This window comes from Microbacterium pumilum, from assembly GCF_039530225.1.
Lineage (GTDB): Bacteria > Actinomycetota > Actinomycetes > Actinomycetales > Microbacteriaceae > Microbacterium > Microbacterium pumilum.
Genome location: NZ_BAAAOH010000001.1, coordinates 305,232 through 319,565 on the forward strand (window position 1 = coordinate 305,232; position 14,334 = coordinate 319,565).

Below are 14,334 nucleotides of genomic sequence, written 5' to 3' on the forward strand. Positions count from 1 at the left end.
AACCCGTACGGCTCGCGGCTCATCGCCCGTCGACTCGTGGCCAGGGCATCCCCGGCACAACCGAAAGGATCTGAACATGTCCGAACCCACACCCGCGCAACGCGCGATCGGCGACTTCGCCCCGAAACTCGTCGAACTCACCGACGAGGTCCTCTTCGGCGACATCTGGGCGCGCGCCGGACTCGCTCCCCGCGACCGCAGTCTCATCACTGTCGCGACCCTCATCGCGAATGGCTCCACCGAGCAGCTCGTCAGCCATCTCAGGCTCGCTCGCACGAACGGACTCACCGAGGACGAGCTCAAGGAAGTCATCATCCACCTCGCCTTCTATGCCGGGTGGCCGCGTGCGATGAGTGCGATCACCGTCGCCAAGAAGGTCTTCGCCGAAGACGTCGCCTGACCCGTTCGCCATTCGAAGGAGATACCACACCGACTGTCGACAACTCGCGGGTGGCGTCGATTTGACCCTTGCCATGCGGCGGAGCGCGCACCAGACTTGGGCAACCCCGTGTCCGTGGAGCGCGGAACGACCCCTTGGAGTCTGATATGACCGATCTCGGAAAGCAGCTGCTCCGTCGTAAGCCCATCATCTTCCAGCACAAGCATCATCCGGGCGAGGAACTCAAACGGAACCTGGGCACCTTCCAGCTCATGATGTTCGGGGTCGGCGCCACCATCGGCACCGGCATCTTCTTCGTGCTGAGCGAGTCGATACCGCTCGCCGGGCCGGCCGTCATCATCTCGTTCCTCCTCGCAGCCGTCGCCGCCGGGCTGGCAGCGCTGTGCTACGCGGAGCTCTCCTCATCGATCCCGGTGAGCGGCTCGAGCTACTCGTTCACGTACCACGCACTCGGCGAGGGCGCGGCGATCCTCGTCGGCGGATGCGTGCTGCTCGAGTACGGCGTGGCCGTTTCGGCGGTCGCCGTCGGGTGGAGCGGATACTTCAACGAGCTGCTGGACCACCTGTTCGGATGGCAGTTGCCGCAGGAGCTCTCCGCCTCTTTCGTTCCCGGCGACGACGGCGCGGCGACCGGTGGCATCATCAACCTGCCTGCGGTCGTGCTGGTGCTGCTGTGCATGCTGCTCCTCATCCGAGGCGCCTCGGAGTCCGCCACGATCAACGCGGTCATGGTGTGCATCAAGCTCGGCGTGCTGGCGATGTTCATCGTCATCGGGTTCTCCGCGTTCAACGCCGACCACTTCTCGAACTTCTTCGCGCAGGCATCCGGCATCAGCGGGGCGGCCGGAGTCATCTTCTTCTCCTATATAGGTCTGGATGCGGTCGCAACGGCGAGCGAGGAGGTGCGGAACCCGCAGAAGGCGATTCCCCGCGCGATCATCGGGGCGCTGCTCATCGTCACGGTCTTCTACGTGCTGGTGGCCGTCGCGGGGCTCGCGGCGCAGCCCGTGGAGTGGTTCTCCACCCCCGAGGCGGGTGAGGCCGGCCTCGCCAAGATCATGGAGCTCGTGACCGGCACTCCGATCTGGGCGACGATCCTCGCCGCCGGCGCGGTCATCTCGGTCTTCTCCGTGACCCTCGTGACGCTGTACGGCCAGACCCGCATCCTGTTCTCGATCGCCCGCGACGGCATGGTCTCCAAGAAGTTCCTCACCGTCAGCTTGAAGACCGGCACCCCGGTCTTCAACACCGTGGTCGTCTCGATCCTCGTGGCGATCATCGCGGGCTTCGTACCCTCCGACTATCTCTGGGACAGCGTCTCCTTCGGAACGCTGGTCGCGTTCAGCGTCGTCGCCATCTCGCTGATGGTGCTGCGGCGCCGACGCCCTGATCTGGAGCGTCCGTTCAGAGTTCCGCTGTACCCGGTGGTGCCGATCCTGACGGTCCTCGTGTGCGTCTACGTGCTCGTGAGCCTGCGGCCGATCACCTGGGTCATCTGCGTGAGCTGGCTCGCCATCGTCTTCGTCTTCTATCTGTTCTACGGGCGCAAGAACGCCACGCTCAGTCACTACACCTCTGACGAAGAGATCTCGGAGCCGATCCACCCGGAGGCGGAGGTATGACATACGTCGTGGGGTACGGCCCGCACAAGCACGATCGCGGTGCCATAGAGCTCGCCTGCCAACTGGCGACCTCCCTCCCCGAACCGGTGGTCGCCGTGTCGGTCGTGCCCCGAGGCTGGGGAACGCCTGTGGCAGCGGGCACCGATCGGGAATTCGAGCAATGGGCCGCCGGAGAGGGCGAGGACAGCGCGGCGCTCGCCACGGCGGACCTCGCGCAGCATCCCGATGTCGAGAGTTCCGCGATCTGGGTGGCCGGCCGGTCGGTGCCGCAGACGCTCCTCGAACAGACAGTCGCGAGGGATGCCTCGATCCTGGTGGTGGGATCGGGTGGCGACGCCGAACCCGGCCGCATCCGCCTCACATCGAAGACGGAACGGCTGGTTCATTCGTCGACCGTGCCCGTGGCCATCGCCCCGTGGGGATACCGCACCTCGGGTGGGGTGACGCGGATCACCGTCGCCTTCCGAGACGACGATGCGAGCTGGTCGCTCCTCACCCGTGTCGCCGAGATTAGCCGGAACGCGTCAGCGAAGCTGCGCGTTGTCACGTTTCTCGTGAGCCCTTCGAAGCGCCCTGTCACCAGCACCGTCACCCACGCGGAGACCCAGGTCATCGACTTGTGGGCGGTGCAGGCCGCCTCCGCACAGGCCGAAGCCGCCGACCACCTGAAGTCCATGGGCCTCACCGGCGACAGCGTTCACCTGCACATCGCGGAGGGAGCGGACTGGGGTGCTGCGATCGGCTCGGTCGACTGGTCCGAGGGCGACGTGCTGGTGCTGGGCTCGTCGTCGACGCATCGGCTGGCACAGGTCTTCCTCGGTTCGAGCGCGTCGAAGATCGTCCGGCACGCGCCGGTGCCGGTCGTGATCGTTCCGGGCACCGCGATCGCGTAACGCCGGCGCGCGGCATCCCCAGGCGGCCCCAAGGCGGCGACCCGGTGCAGCGAACTCTGCGCGATGAACGAAGTGGAGCGAACTCAGTCGCGGACTCGGACCGACAGGCAGGTCACGCAGCCCTCGAGCTTCTCGAACTCGGTGATCGGCGTCGTCACGACCTCGAGGCCGCGATCGCGGTACAGCGCTGCGGTCTGCGGAGCGTCGGCAGACATGAGCACGGTGCCGGGGTCGAGCACCACGCCTGCCGTGCCGTGCTCTTCAGGCACCGGCAGGAACACCGGGTACGCCGCGGTGTCGTCCACCAGCGGCTCGTACCCGACGACAGTGCCGTCGGGCAGGGCCGTCACCCCGCTCTTGAGGTGCAGCACTTTGGTGATCGGCACCGTCACGACATCCCATCCTCGCGGAGCCAGGAGCGCGCTCAGCTGATCGATGCCGGCTTCGTTGGTCCGCAGGGTCGCCCCCACGTACACGGTGCGCCCGACCTTGAGCACGTCGCCGCCGTCGAGTGTGCCGGGCGCCTCGATCGACAGGAACGGGAGGCCGGCCCGCTCGAGCGCCGCCCGTGTCGAATCGATCTCGCCACGCCGCGAATCCGCACCGGGGCGAGTGAGCACCGCGACGTCGCCGAACATGACGACGGTGTCCTCGACGAACACTCCGTCCGCGTAGTCGTCGGCTGGATCGACCGGGATCACCTCCCAGCCGCGCAGCCGGAAGACGTCCACATACGCCTCCCATTGACGAAGCGCGAGGTCGGCGTCGGGGACGACCCGCTCGATGTGGGTGATCTCGCCATCGGCGAGGCGGGGCGACGGGCGGCGGACGAGAAGGCGCGGCATGCCGTTCAGGCTAACGCGCCGGGTGTGACGAAGAGGTGCGAGCACGGCGCCGTGAGGTCGCGATCATGCGAGTCAGGCGGCTCAGGCGAAAGCGATCTCGATCAGGTGCGGCTTATAGACGGTGGAGTCGATGAAGGTCATGTAGGTGACCTTCCCGCCCTCGCGGGCGAATTCCGGATGCTCCTTGCCGGCGTTGAAGAGAGCCTCATCCGACGTGCGCTCGGGGCGGAAAACCACCTCGGGCTCGCTCCACGGGCCCGTCAGATCGGGCGCGGTGCGGATCACGAGGATGTTGTCACGCTGGTAGGTGGTGAGCGAGATGAAGCACCCCAGGTACGGGTTCCACGACGAGGACATCTCGTTGGGGACATGGGAGAACAGACAGGCGGTCGGGGTGAACCTCTCGGACCATCGCACCGGCGCGTCGGGCTCGGCCAGGGTCGGCGCCTGAACCAGGTACTCGTAGGCGGACAGATCCTCGATCCGGTCGGGCAGCACCCGCGCCAGGTACATGTCGCCCGCCGACTTCGACTCCGGCTGAATGGACCCCCACAGATACAGGTGGTCGCCGTGCGGCTGCACCCAGACTCCGAAACCGGGCTCGTCGCCCTTCCACCACTCGTGACTGCCGTCGGGCGCGGTCAGCCGCTCGAACCGATAGTCGGCGTCGGCGCGGGCGATTCCCATGCCGTCGAGGGTGAAGGTCTCGAAGACGTCGAGCGTGGGGTCCATGGTGATGCGGTGGTAGTACAGGTACAGATGGCCGCCGGTGTGGACGCCGTGGATCGCCCACAACCGCTGGGTCGATCTGTGCTCGGGTGCGACGAAGCCGATCAGCTGGCGCGCTCGCGCGCCACTCGGCTCTGCCAGGTAGCGAAACGTCTTCACGCCGTGCGAGATGTCCTGCAGCGGCACGATCGCTCCCGTGTTCGAGAGGACCTCGGTCAGCTCGAAGCCACGGATCGTGTCGAAGGGGCCCTCGACGGTGTCCCCGAAGATCCAGAACGTCTCGTCTCCAGGAAGCACGACGGATGTGACAGCATCCTGCCCGGTGATGTCGAGGTCGTTGTCGCTGAATTGCACGCCCAGATCGCGAACCGATGCGACCAGGGGGCTGGGTCGTAGCGTCATCGCGGAGCCTCCTCGTTGAGATACCTCAGGCTATCGGCTCTGATCCTGGCCGCTGCTGCGGTGACGCCGCGCCTCATGCGTCAGCCTCGTGGACCGACACACCTGCCAACTCCATATGCGGTGTCATATAGTCCGGAGCCGATCCTGGCGACCGGCCACGGCTAGAGATCGTCGGCTGCCTCAGGGGTGAAGGTCGCCCCGGCCGGCTCCACGAAGGTCACCGGCAGCGCGGACATGGCAAGGAGCTCGCTCGGCGTCGGATCCCGGAGAGACCCGATCACGAGACTGCCGATCGAAGGCTCCAGCCTCGCGAGGAGCGATTCCAGGGTGCCGATGTGCAGCCGGTCGGTGATGACCAGGTGAGGATCGTTCGCGCGACATCGGGCCCGCAGATTCGCCAGCTGCACGCGGGCTTCCCCGGATTTCAGCGCCAGTTCATGGGCCTGGTGGAGACGGGTGTCATCGACGTAGCGCATCAGGCACAGCCGACCCCCACTGCGTGCGGCCATCTGCGCGGCGACAGTGATCGCGTGATCCAGCGGCTCTTCCTCGCCCAGGATCATCCCGACATCTCGGCAGACGCGCACCCCATCGGGGTCGCGGCGGCCCTGGCCCGATTCAGACTCGAAGACCGAGACATCCATCGTGCGACTCCTTATCGTCGGTTCGATCTCAGGATGCGCCGGCCACGCCGATTCGTGCGGGCACAAGGTCCCGCCGGCATCCGTGCCGCAGGACGTTCGGCCCACGCAGCACACGCCTCCCGCGGTTCGCTGGGCAGACGGCAGACGGCAGACGGCAGACGGCCGACGGCCGACGGCCGACGGAACATCATGATCGAGGGGGCTCCCATCGTGTCGACGCAGAACGCTGGCAGAGCGTGAGCCTCACTCCAGCTCGAACCACCGCCGCTCCGCTGGCCTGGATCGGATCCTGCGCAGCGGCGGAAGCCATCGGAATGACCGCGTCCGCCATTGCGGCGCGAGTCGCCGACGACATCCCTGCGTCGATCGGTCTCATCATCATCGTCATCGGGGGTCTGGTTGAAGGCGTTGCTCTCGGCCTGCTGCAGTCCGCCTGGCTGGCCAGGCGGTTTCCGGGTCTCTCGCGCCTGTGGTGGACGCTGATCACAACCGCAGTCGCAGGCGTGGGATGGGCGCTCGCTTCCGCGCCCGCTGCGCTCGGCGACGACTCCGGCGCTCCTCCACCCGTGTTCGTGATCCTCTTGGCGTCGGCCGGCCTTGGCGCCGCGATGGGAGCGCTGATGGGCGTCGCTCAGGCGGCAGTTCTCGTCCGCGCGGTGCCTCACCCGTGGCGGTGGATTCCGATCAGCACCCTCGCGTGGATGCCGACCATGGTCGTCATCTTCGCCGGGGCGACGCTGCCCGACGCGTCCTGGAGCACGCCGAGCGTGGTCGTGACCGCGGCGATGACCGGTCTGATCGCGGGAGCTGCGCTCGGCGGGGTGAGCATCCTGTTCATGGCCGGCCTCACGGACGCCAAGGCGCCTGGGCGCGAGCGCTCCGACGGGCGTGCACCCTGACCTCGACCCATCCCGCGGCGGAGCGTTCGGTTCACGACGCGCTGGCGCATGCGGCGCCGCGGTCCTAGATTTGCCTCAACGGCTGTGACGGAGGACCACCGTGGCCGAACCCGGCTCGCTCTCGTTTCCCGACGGACCGCGCTCGGACCTCGAAGAGGCGATCGCTTCTCTGCTCACGCAGAGCGAGCGAGTGCTTCGCGCTCAGGGCCGACTGCGCGCGCTGTTGCGCGCCACCCAAGCGGTCGTCGAGCAGAGCGACCTCGGTCTCGTGCTTCGCAGCATCGTCGAGGGCGCGACCGAGCTGGTCGGCGCACAGTACGGGGCGATGGGAGTCATCAATCCCGAACGCGACGCGCTGGAGCAGTTCATCTACGTGGGCCTGGGCGAGCAGGAGGCGGCCGCGATCGGGCATCTGCCCGAGGGGCGGGGTCTCCTGGGCGCGCTCATCACCGATCCCCACCCGATTCGACTCGCTCGGATTGCGGATGATCCTCGCACGTCCGGCTTTCCGCCGCATCATCCTCCGATGGAATCGTTTCTCGGAGTCCCCGTCCGGGTGCGCGGTGAGGTGTTCGGCAACCTGTATCTCACGAATCACCGCAACGGCACCTTCAGCGATGAGGACGTGCAGCTCGTGGAGGCCCTTGCGGCCACGGCCGGGTTCGCGATCGAGAACGCGCGCCTGCTGACCGACGCAGAAACGGGCGCGCGGTGGGTGACCGCCGCCGCAGAGCTGTCCGCCGCCATCACCTCCAACTCCACGGACACGGCACTGGATCTCCTCGTCACCAGAGTCCGCGACGTCGCCCACGCAGACCAGCTTGCGGTCCTCCTGCTGAACCCGCACGATGGGCAGTTCCGCGTGGCTGCCGCCACCGGCAGAGCAGAGTCGACCCTGCGCGGAACGACCCTGGACCCGGCCGCCGTGTTCGCCGGAGCCGTGCTCGAGGATGCAGGGCCGCACTCGCAGCCGAAGAAGCCCTACTCCGCGCACGATCCCCTGCTCATCTCTCGCAACGGCGTGAGCGGTCCCGTCATGGCCGTTCCGCTGCGGACGCGTGCACAGTTCTGGGGCGTCCTCTGCATCGCACGCGACCCCGACGCGCTGCGGTTCTCCTCCGCAGAGATCGACGGCGCGGCTGACCTCGCCTCACGTGCGAGCATCGCGCTCGAGCTTGCGCGCGCGGGTGAAGAGGCCCGGCGAGCCATGCTCGCGGATGATCGGCGTCGCATCGCGCGTGACCTGCACGATCACGTCATCCAACAGCTCTTCGGAGCAGGGCTCGGCCTGCAGGCGCTTGCCGGTCGGCTCGGACCGGGACCGGACGCAGACAGCCTGGGCGAGACCATCGATCAGCTCGACGACGCCATCGCGCAGATCCGGACCGTGATCTTCGCGCTCTCCCATCGTGACGAGGCCTCGGTGCGCCACCGTCTGCTCGACGTCATCAGCGAGACGTCGGGTGTCACCCGTCGACCGCCGGCGATACGGTTCAGCGGACCCGTCGACCTCACGGTTCGCGATGACCTCGCCACCGACGTCGTCGCGGTGGCACGCGAGCTCCTGAGCAACGCCGCCCGACACGGCCACGCCGACCACATCTCCCTCGAGGTGGGAGTCTCGGACGGAGCCGTCTCGGTCGAGGTCCAGGACGACGGCGTGGGAATCGCGCCCGACTCACCCAGAAGCGGATTGAACAACCTCCGCGACCGCGCGACGAACCGACACGGCTCGTTCATCGTCGAGTCGACAGACGGCGGCACGACTGCTCGCTGGACGGCAATGGTCGCCTCATCCGACCCGCCGGTGTCTTCATCGGAAACCGTCTCGGAGGAGAAGGCATGATCAGAGTGTTCCTCGTCGACGATCATGAGATCGTCCGTCGCGGTCTCGCCGGGCTTGTGAGCGCGCAGCCCGATATGGATGTGGTGGGTGAAGCCGCCACCGCGAGGCAGTCCTTGGGCCGCATCGAAGCGACCCGTCCAGACGTCGCGGTGCTGGATGTGCGACTGCCTGACGGCAGCGGCATAGACGTGTGCCGGGACGTGCGCTCACGCGTGCCCTCCGTCGCCTGTCTGATCCTGACGGCGTATGACGACGACACTGCCGTGTCCTCGGCCGTGCTCGCGGGTGCCGCGGGCTACGTGCTGAAGGACATCGGCGGGTCGCGCCTGGTGGATGCGATCCGGGCGGTCGCAAACGGGCACACCATCCTTGATGCAAGCGCTGTGCGCCAGGCGAGGGCGCGCATGCATGATCGCGCGGCCGAGGATCCGCGACTGGGTTCGCTCGGCCTGCGGGAACGCCAGATCCTCAAGCTGATCGCAGACGGGCTGACCAATCGCCAGATCGGGGTGCAGCTCGGCATCGCCGAGAAGACCGTGAAGAACTACGTCTCTTCGCTGCTCAACAAGCTCGGGCTGGAGCGCAGGACGCAGGCTGCGATCTTTCAGCTCGAACACTCCAGCCCGGAGCGGTCGACGTCGCCGCTCCGTGAAGATGACGTGGGCTAATCCTCATTCTCCTGAGTCCACCGAGACCGGCGAAGCTGCCGAGACTCCCACGGAAGCGATGCGTGTCCGCTCGGTTGGGACGACGCAGATCGGACACTCTGCGCGCCAGAGGATCTCTTGCGCGACCGATCCGAGCAGGCTGCCGATCAGCGCTCCTCTGCGATGGGTGCCCATCACGAGCAACGACGATCTCGATACGAAGCGCAGGAGCGCGGCCGAACGGCTGTCGCGGATCAGTTCGCTCTGGATGAGCTGGGTCGGCACTTCCTCGCGAACCAATTGAACGGCCGCATCGAGTCTGTGCCGGTGATCGTCGATCACGGCCTCCGGGCGCAGCGTGAGTGCGGCGGGAGTGTCGAAGGTCGGGCCGGGCATCAGCCACGAATGGACAAGACGCAGGCCGGTCGCCATCGACGTCGCTTCGGCGACTGCGAATCTCAGCGCAGCATCCGAAGAATAGTCATCTGCGATCCCCACCGTGACAGGGTCGTTCCCTTCGGTCCACCCGACCGGGATCATGCAGACCGGTGCAGCGGCAAGGGTGCTCAACCCCAGCGGGATCCAACCCGTTGCGGCGGCCCGAATGGGGTGGCCCGGGTTTATCCCGACCACGACGAGATCCGCGTTGTTCGCAGCTCGCGCGATCGACTCGGTGACCTCTCCGTCGAGGCGGTGCAACCCGACCTCCAGCCCAGGCAGCCGATCCCGAAGCACTACCTCCGGATCGATGAAACGCTCCGTTCCCGGAACGCGATCCTTCGTCCATGGGGGGATGTCGACGACCACATCCACGCTGGTCGGTCCGCGCGTTGCTCGGGTCGCGGTCCAGCTCAGGGCGGACACCGCGGCGGGGCTTCCGTCGTAGGCGAGGACAATGCGTTCCATCGCCGCCCCTCCTTTGCGTGGTGGGCAAAAGACGCCTCTCACAGACCGTAAGCACGGCCGCGAGCGGTGGCTGGGTCGAAGGTCCCGCGTCCGATTCGCAGGCCCGGGCGCGCGGGACCAAAGCCCCGTCGCGGCAGCGCGGACGGCGATGGACTTGCCGCACAGAAGAGAAGAAAAGGGGCACCCAATGTCTTTCGTCGCACACCGTTTTGCCGGATGTACTGTGATCGTCACCGGCGGTGGCGCGGGAATCGGACGAGCCACGGTCGAGCGCCTCGTGGCGGAGGGTGCCCGCGTGATCGCGGTCGACGTGTTCTCCGAGAGACTGGCGCTGCTGACCGATGAAGTGCAGGGCGATATCACGGCGGTCGTCGCCGATATCACCGAGCCTGCCTCGACGGATCGAATCCTCGAGGCAGCCGGGCCGAGAATCGACGGCCTGGCGAACGTCGCCGGGATCATGGACGGGTTCGAACCGACCGCGGAGATCGCCGATGAGACGTGGGACCGCGTGCTCGCGGTAAATCTCACGGCGATGATGCGACTGACTCGAGCGGTGCTCCCGAGCATGCTCGACCGGGGAGCCGGCAGCATCGTCAACGTCGGCTCTGAGGCCGGTCAGCGCGGCTCCGCCGCCGGCACGCCGTACACGACGTCGAAGCACGCCGTGAACGGCTTCACGACCAGCACAGCCTTCTTCTACACGCCGAAAGGCGTCCGATGCAACGCCGTCGCCCCAGGGCCGGTGGCGACCAGCATCGAGGCGCCGTTCCGGTCCGAATGGGCGGGGCAGCGCCTCGGTCCTCTCTTCCAGACCAACATCCCGCCGGTCGCGCGCCCCGAGGAGCTCGCAGCGGCGATCACGTGGCTGCTCAGCGACGACGCGTCCAACGTCTCAGGCGCGATCCTCGCGGTCGACGGTGGCTGGGCCTCGATCTGACGTCCGCACCGCAGTCCCGAAAGCCCGGCCCGCTGGGCCGGGCTTTCCGCACAGACCGAGAGCCGGTCGCCTTCGCTAGACCTTCTCGGCGATCGCACCCAGGCGCAGCCAGGTCGCGACGAGAGCGTCGGCGTTCAGCGACATCGACTCGATGCCGCGCTTGAGAAGCCACTCGGCGAGATCCGGGTGATCCGACGGACCCTGCCCGCAGATGCCGATGTACTTGCCCCTTCGCGTGCACGCCTCGATGGCCTGCTCGAGAAGGGCGAGCACGGCGGGATCGCGTTCGTCGAACGATCCGGCCACCAGCGACGAGTCCCGGTCCACACCCAGCGTCAACTGGGTGAGATCGTTGGAGCCGATGGAGAATCCGTCGAAGTGATCGAGGAACGCATCCGCCAGCAGCGCGTTGGAAGGGATCTCGCACATCATGATCACCTCGAGGCCGTTCTCGCCTCGGCGGAGGCCGTTCTCGCCCAGCAGTGCGACGGCGGCAGCGGCCTCGGAGACCGTCCGGACGAACGGAACCATGACCTTGAGGTTCGTGAGGCCCATCCCATCGCGGACGTGCCGCAGCGCTTCGCATTCCATGTCGAAGCATGCTCGGAAGCTCGGCGTCGTGTACCGCGAGGCACCGCGCCATCCGAGCATGGGATTCTCTTCGTGCGGTTCGAAGAGGTCGCCGCCCAGCAGACCGGCGTACTCGTTCGTCTTGAAGTCGCTCATTCGAACGATGACCGGCTTCGGTGCGAATGCTGCGGCGATCGTCGAGACCCCCTCAGCGACGCGCTGGACGAAGAACTCGCGGGGCGAGGGATAGGCGGCGGTTCGACGCGCGACTTCGGACTTGAGCGGCTCGGGCAGCGTGTCGAACTCCGCGAGCGCGCGGGGATGGATGCCGATCGCCCGATTGATGATGAATTCCAGGCGGGCGAGGCCGACGCCCTGATTCGGCAGCTGAGAGAGCGTGAACGCCTGGTCGGGGACGGCCACGTTGAGCATCAGGGCAACGGGAATCTCCGGCAGACTGCCCAGCGGCGTCTCGTCGATCGCATAGTCGAGGATGCCGCGGTACACGAGCCCGTCCTCACCCTCCGCGCATGAGATCGTCACGCTGGTCCCGTCGGCCAGGTCTTGCGTGCCGGTACCGGTTCCCACGACGGCGGGGATGCCCAGTTCGCGCGCGACGATCGCGGCGTGGCAGGTTCGTCCCCCGCTGTCGGTCACGATGGCGGAGGCCTTCTTCATGATCGGCTCCCAGTCGGGGTCCGTCCGATCCGCCACCAGCACGTCGCCCGGCTGGAAGAGATGCATCAGCGTGAGATCGTGCATCACGCGCACTGGTCCGGCCCCGATCTTCTCGCCGACTGCCCGACCGGAGGCAAGCACGTCACCCCGTGCCCGCAGCACGAATCGGCGGAGCACGCTCTTGTCTCGGCGGGTCACCACCGTCTCCGGGCGAGCTTGCACGATGTAGAGCTTGCCGTCGAGTCCATCACGAGCCCACTCGATGTCCATCGGCCGCAGATAGTGCGCCTCGATCGCGACGGCGCACCGTGCGAGTTCCTCGACCTCGCCATCGGTGATGCTGAAACGTTCACGGTCCCGCGCATCGACATCGGTGAGCACGGTGCTGTCACCGATGCGCGTGCCCGTCGCGTATCGGAGGGCCACGGCCTTGGTGCCCAGCTCGCGCTTGAGGATCGCGGGTCGACCCGCACGCAGCGCAGGCTTGTAGACATAGAACTCGTCAGGATTCACCGAGCCCTGGACCACGGTTTCTCCGAGGCCATAGGCACTCGTGATGAAGACGACCTGGTCGAAACCCGATTCGGTGTCGATCGTGAACATCACGCCGGACGCACCGATGTCGGATCGGACCATGAGCTGCACGCCCGCCGAGATTGCGATGTCGTCGACGTCGAACCCTCGCTGCGCTCGATACACGAGGGCGCGGTCGGTGTACAGCGACGCGAATACGCCTCGGATGGCCTCCAGCACATTGTCGATGCCGGCGATGTTGAGGAACGTCTCCTGTTGACCCGCGAACGAAGCGTCGGGCAGGTCCTCCGCAGTCGCTGACGATCGCACCGCCCACGTCACCTGGTCGGGATGATCCTGCTCTGCCACCAGCGTCTCGTACGCGGAGCGGATGTCGTCGTGGAGGCCACCGGGGAACGGCTGACCCTCGATCCAGGTCCGGATGCGGGCGGCGACGTCAGCGAGGTTGCGGACATCGCCGGTGTCGAGCTCCGCCAGCTCGCCTCTGATCCGTGCCGCGAGGTCTCCGTGAGAGAGGAAGGCGCGATACGCATCCGCGGTGGTGGCGAAGCCGCCGGGAACGCGGACCCCGACACCATGCACCCGTGAGACCATCTCGCCGAGCGAGGCGTTCTTACCCCCGACTTGCGGAAGGTCGGACATGGTGATGTCGCGGAACCACAGCAGATTTGGCATCTCGATCGTCTCTTTCCATCAGGAGCGCGAACAGCGCCTTTGATGAGGCAATGCTCCGCGTCGAACTCGACGCGTGCAGGGCCGAAGGTCCCACGCATCGTCTGGTCTCACGGATGACAGCCGGCGCGCCGCAGGCGGTCGAGCGCGCGGGACCTTGGACCCGGCTGCGATGCCGCAATCCGCCTATGTTCGGGAAGCGCACGTTCACCGCAGCGTTGCCGACCCGAGGAGTGTCGCATGGAGCACATCGTGTTGGGGTTCGACGGAACCGAACCCTCGTTGGTCGCCCTGGACTGGGTCGCAGAACGAGCGGCGCGCGGCGCATGCCGCATCGAGATCGTGACCATCGGAGATCACGTTCCCGACATGGTCATCCGCGACGCCGAGCAGCGGATCACCGATCGCGCCGCGGATGCCGACGTGATCTGGAGGCGGCTGTCAGGTCGCATGCCGGACTCCCTCCTTCGGGCCGCCGAAGACGCGGACCTGCTGGTCATCGGGGCGCGGCGTCGGCGGCCGGTCAGATCCGCGCTGACCGGATGGCTGCCCGTGCGCACGGTCTCACGCTCGCACGTTCCCACCGTCGTGGTGCCGAACGAGTGGACGGTCAACGACGGGCCGGTCGTCGTGGGCGTCGATGACGACCACTCGTCGTCGGCGGCGGTGCCTTTCGCCGCAATCGAAGCTGAGGCATCGGGCGGTTCGCTGAGCCTCCTGCACGCCTGGCAGATGCCCATTCCGACGACGGAGGGTGCGGGCGCCCTGTTGGCCTCGCCGACCCACGTCAAGGATGCGCACCGAGAGGTGCTCGATCGGGCGGGCGAGGCGATCGCCGACGAGCATCCTGCCCTGACCCTCGAGAAGAGTCTCGTGCAAGACAGCCCCTCGTCGGCACTCGTCGCGCGATCCGCGCGCTCATCGCTGATCGTCTTGGGCACTCATCAACGCGGACTCCTCGAGTCGGCGATCTTGGGATCCGTGTGCCAGGACGTGCTGGCGAGCTCCCTCAGCCCGGTATGCGTCGTGCCCGCGACGTCGTCCGGAAGTTGACGCGCGGCGGTCAGGGCTGCGAGATCCGGTAGGACGTTCGGCCCATCCGCCAGG

At 67.2% G+C, this 14,334-nt stretch carries 13 protein-coding genes; 8 read left to right on the forward strand and 5 right to left on the reverse strand.

Features of this window, described 5'->3' with window-relative positions:
* Nucleotides 1–76: 76 nt before the first annotated feature.
* The 3 genes from ABD188_RS01420 to ABD188_RS01430 all read left to right on the forward strand — a co-directional run bounded on the left by ABD188_RS01420 (nucleotide 77) and on the right by ABD188_RS01430 (nucleotide 2,915).
* A complete protein-coding gene (locus ABD188_RS01420) occupies nucleotides 77–400 on the forward strand; it encodes a carboxymuconolactone decarboxylase family protein (RefSeq protein WP_344057817.1) in 324 nt (107 codons plus the stop codon).
* A gap of 146 nt (nucleotides 401–546) precedes the next feature.
* The gene (locus ABD188_RS01425) at nucleotides 547–2,022 is read left to right on the forward strand and encodes an APC family permease (protein ID WP_344057819.1); all 1,476 of its coding nucleotides are present in this window, start codon (nucleotides 547–549) and stop codon (nucleotides 2,020–2,022) included.
* Complete coding sequence (locus tag ABD188_RS01430) at nucleotides 2,019–2,915, forward strand: universal stress protein (protein ID WP_344057821.1); 897 nt, start codon at nucleotides 2,019–2,021, stop codon at nucleotides 2,913–2,915. Before ABD188_RS01425 ends, ABD188_RS01430 begins: the two co-directional genes overlap by 4 nt.
* 83 nt (nucleotides 2,916–2,998) lie before the next feature.
* Here ABD188_RS01430 and ddaH read toward each other — a convergent pair whose 3' ends face one another.
* The 3 genes from ddaH to ABD188_RS01445 form a co-directional block, all read right to left on the reverse strand.
* Nucleotides 2,999–3,760 (reverse strand): dimethylargininase, encoded by a 762-nt coding sequence (ddaH, locus tag ABD188_RS01435; protein ID WP_344057823.1) that lies wholly within the window; start codon nucleotides 3,758–3,760, stop codon nucleotides 2,999–3,001.
* Between the two features lie 81 nt (nucleotides 3,761–3,841).
* A complete protein-coding gene (locus ABD188_RS01440) occupies nucleotides 3,842–4,891 on the reverse strand; it encodes a DUF4185 domain-containing protein (protein WP_344057825.1) in 1,050 nt (349 codons plus the stop codon).
* 161 nt (nucleotides 4,892–5,052) lie between these two features.
* Nucleotides 5,053–5,535: a hypothetical protein gene (locus ABD188_RS01445; RefSeq protein ID WP_344057826.1), complete on the reverse strand. Its 483-nt coding sequence runs from the start codon at nucleotides 5,533–5,535 to the stop codon at nucleotides 5,053–5,055.
* A 236-nt stretch (nucleotides 5,536–5,771) separates the two neighbouring features.
* Between ABD188_RS01445 and ABD188_RS01450 the strand changes: the two genes are divergently transcribed.
* The 3 genes from ABD188_RS01450 to ABD188_RS01460 all read left to right on the forward strand — a co-directional run bounded on the left by ABD188_RS01450 (nucleotide 5,772) and on the right by ABD188_RS01460 (nucleotide 8,948).
* On the forward strand, nucleotides 5,772–6,434 hold the full coding sequence (locus ABD188_RS01450; protein WP_344057827.1) for a hypothetical protein: 663 nt from the start codon (nucleotides 5,772–5,774) through the stop codon (nucleotides 6,432–6,434).
* Nucleotides 6,435–6,534: 100 nt separating this feature from the next.
* The gene (locus ABD188_RS01455; RefSeq protein WP_344057829.1) at nucleotides 6,535–8,280 is read left to right on the forward strand and encodes a GAF domain-containing sensor histidine kinase; all 1,746 of its coding nucleotides are present in this window, start codon (nucleotides 6,535–6,537) and stop codon (nucleotides 8,278–8,280) included.
* Entirely contained in the window at nucleotides 8,277–8,948 is a 672-nt protein-coding gene (locus tag ABD188_RS01460; protein ID WP_344057831.1) for a response regulator, read from the forward strand. The genes ABD188_RS01455 and ABD188_RS01460 overlap by 4 nt, the downstream gene beginning before the upstream one ends.
* A gap of 3 nt (nucleotides 8,949–8,951) precedes the next feature.
* Here ABD188_RS01460 and ABD188_RS01465 read toward each other — a convergent pair whose 3' ends face one another.
* The gene (locus ABD188_RS01465; RefSeq protein WP_344057833.1) at nucleotides 8,952–9,833 is read right to left on the reverse strand and encodes a universal stress protein; all 882 of its coding nucleotides are present in this window, start codon (nucleotides 9,831–9,833) and stop codon (nucleotides 8,952–8,954) included.
* Between the two features lie 187 nt (nucleotides 9,834–10,020).
* Here ABD188_RS01465 and ABD188_RS01470 point away from each other — a divergent pair, with 187 nt between their 5' ends.
* Nucleotides 10,021–10,773 carry an SDR family NAD(P)-dependent oxidoreductase gene (locus ABD188_RS01470; RefSeq protein WP_344057835.1) on the forward strand — a complete coding sequence of 251 codons (753 nt, stop codon included), beginning with the start codon at nucleotides 10,021–10,023 and terminating at the stop codon, nucleotides 10,771–10,773.
* Between the two features lie 75 nt (nucleotides 10,774–10,848).
* Here the strand turns inward: ABD188_RS01470 and ppsA are convergent, their stop codons facing one another.
* Nucleotides 10,849–13,230 (reverse strand): phosphoenolpyruvate synthase, encoded by a 2,382-nt coding sequence (gene ppsA, locus ABD188_RS01475; protein WP_344057837.1) that lies wholly within the window; start codon nucleotides 13,228–13,230, stop codon nucleotides 10,849–10,851.
* Between the two features lie 237 nt (nucleotides 13,231–13,467).
* On the opposite strand from ppsA, the gene ABD188_RS01480 reads away from it, so the two are divergent.
* Nucleotides 13,468–14,280 carry a universal stress protein gene (locus tag ABD188_RS01480; protein ID WP_344057838.1) on the forward strand — a complete coding sequence of 271 codons (813 nt, stop codon included), beginning with the start codon at nucleotides 13,468–13,470 and terminating at the stop codon, nucleotides 14,278–14,280.
* Nucleotides 14,281–14,334 lie beyond the last annotated feature (54 nt).

Excerpts from the sequence above, each read along its gene's own strand:
- ABD188_RS01420 (WP_344057817.1), top strand. The coding sequence starts at position 77 with ATGTCCGAACCCACACCCGCGCAACGCGCGATCGGCGACTTCGCCCCG.
- ABD188_RS01425 (WP_344057819.1), top strand. The coding sequence starts at position 547 with ATGACCGATCTCGGAAAGCAGCTGCTCCGTCGTAAGCCCATCATCTTC.
- ABD188_RS01430 (WP_344057821.1), top strand. The coding sequence starts at position 2,019 with ATGACATACGTCGTGGGGTACGGCCCGCACAAGCACGATCGCGGTGCC.
- ddaH (WP_344057823.1), bottom strand. The coding sequence starts at position 3,760 with ATGCCGCGCCTTCTCGTCCGCCGCCCGTCGCCCCGCCTCGCCGATGGC.
- ABD188_RS01440 (WP_344057825.1), bottom strand. The coding sequence starts at position 4,891 with ATGACGCTACGACCCAGCCCCCTGGTCGCATCGGTTCGCGATCTGGGC.
- ABD188_RS01445 (WP_344057826.1), bottom strand. The coding sequence starts at position 5,535 with ATGGATGTCTCGGTCTTCGAGTCTGAATCGGGCCAGGGCCGCCGCGAC.
- ABD188_RS01460 (WP_344057831.1), top strand. The coding sequence starts at position 8,277 with ATGATCAGAGTGTTCCTCGTCGACGATCATGAGATCGTCCGTCGCGGT.
- ABD188_RS01465 (WP_344057833.1), bottom strand. The coding sequence starts at position 9,833 with ATGGAACGCATTGTCCTCGCCTACGACGGAAGCCCCGCCGCGGTGTCC.
- ABD188_RS01470 (WP_344057835.1), top strand. The coding sequence starts at position 10,021 with ATGTCTTTCGTCGCACACCGTTTTGCCGGATGTACTGTGATCGTCACC.
- ppsA (WP_344057837.1), bottom strand. The coding sequence starts at position 13,230 with ATGCCAAATCTGCTGTGGTTCCGCGACATCACCATGTCCGACCTTCCG.
- ABD188_RS01480 (WP_344057838.1), top strand. The coding sequence starts at position 13,468 with ATGGAGCACATCGTGTTGGGGTTCGACGGAACCGAACCCTCGTTGGTC.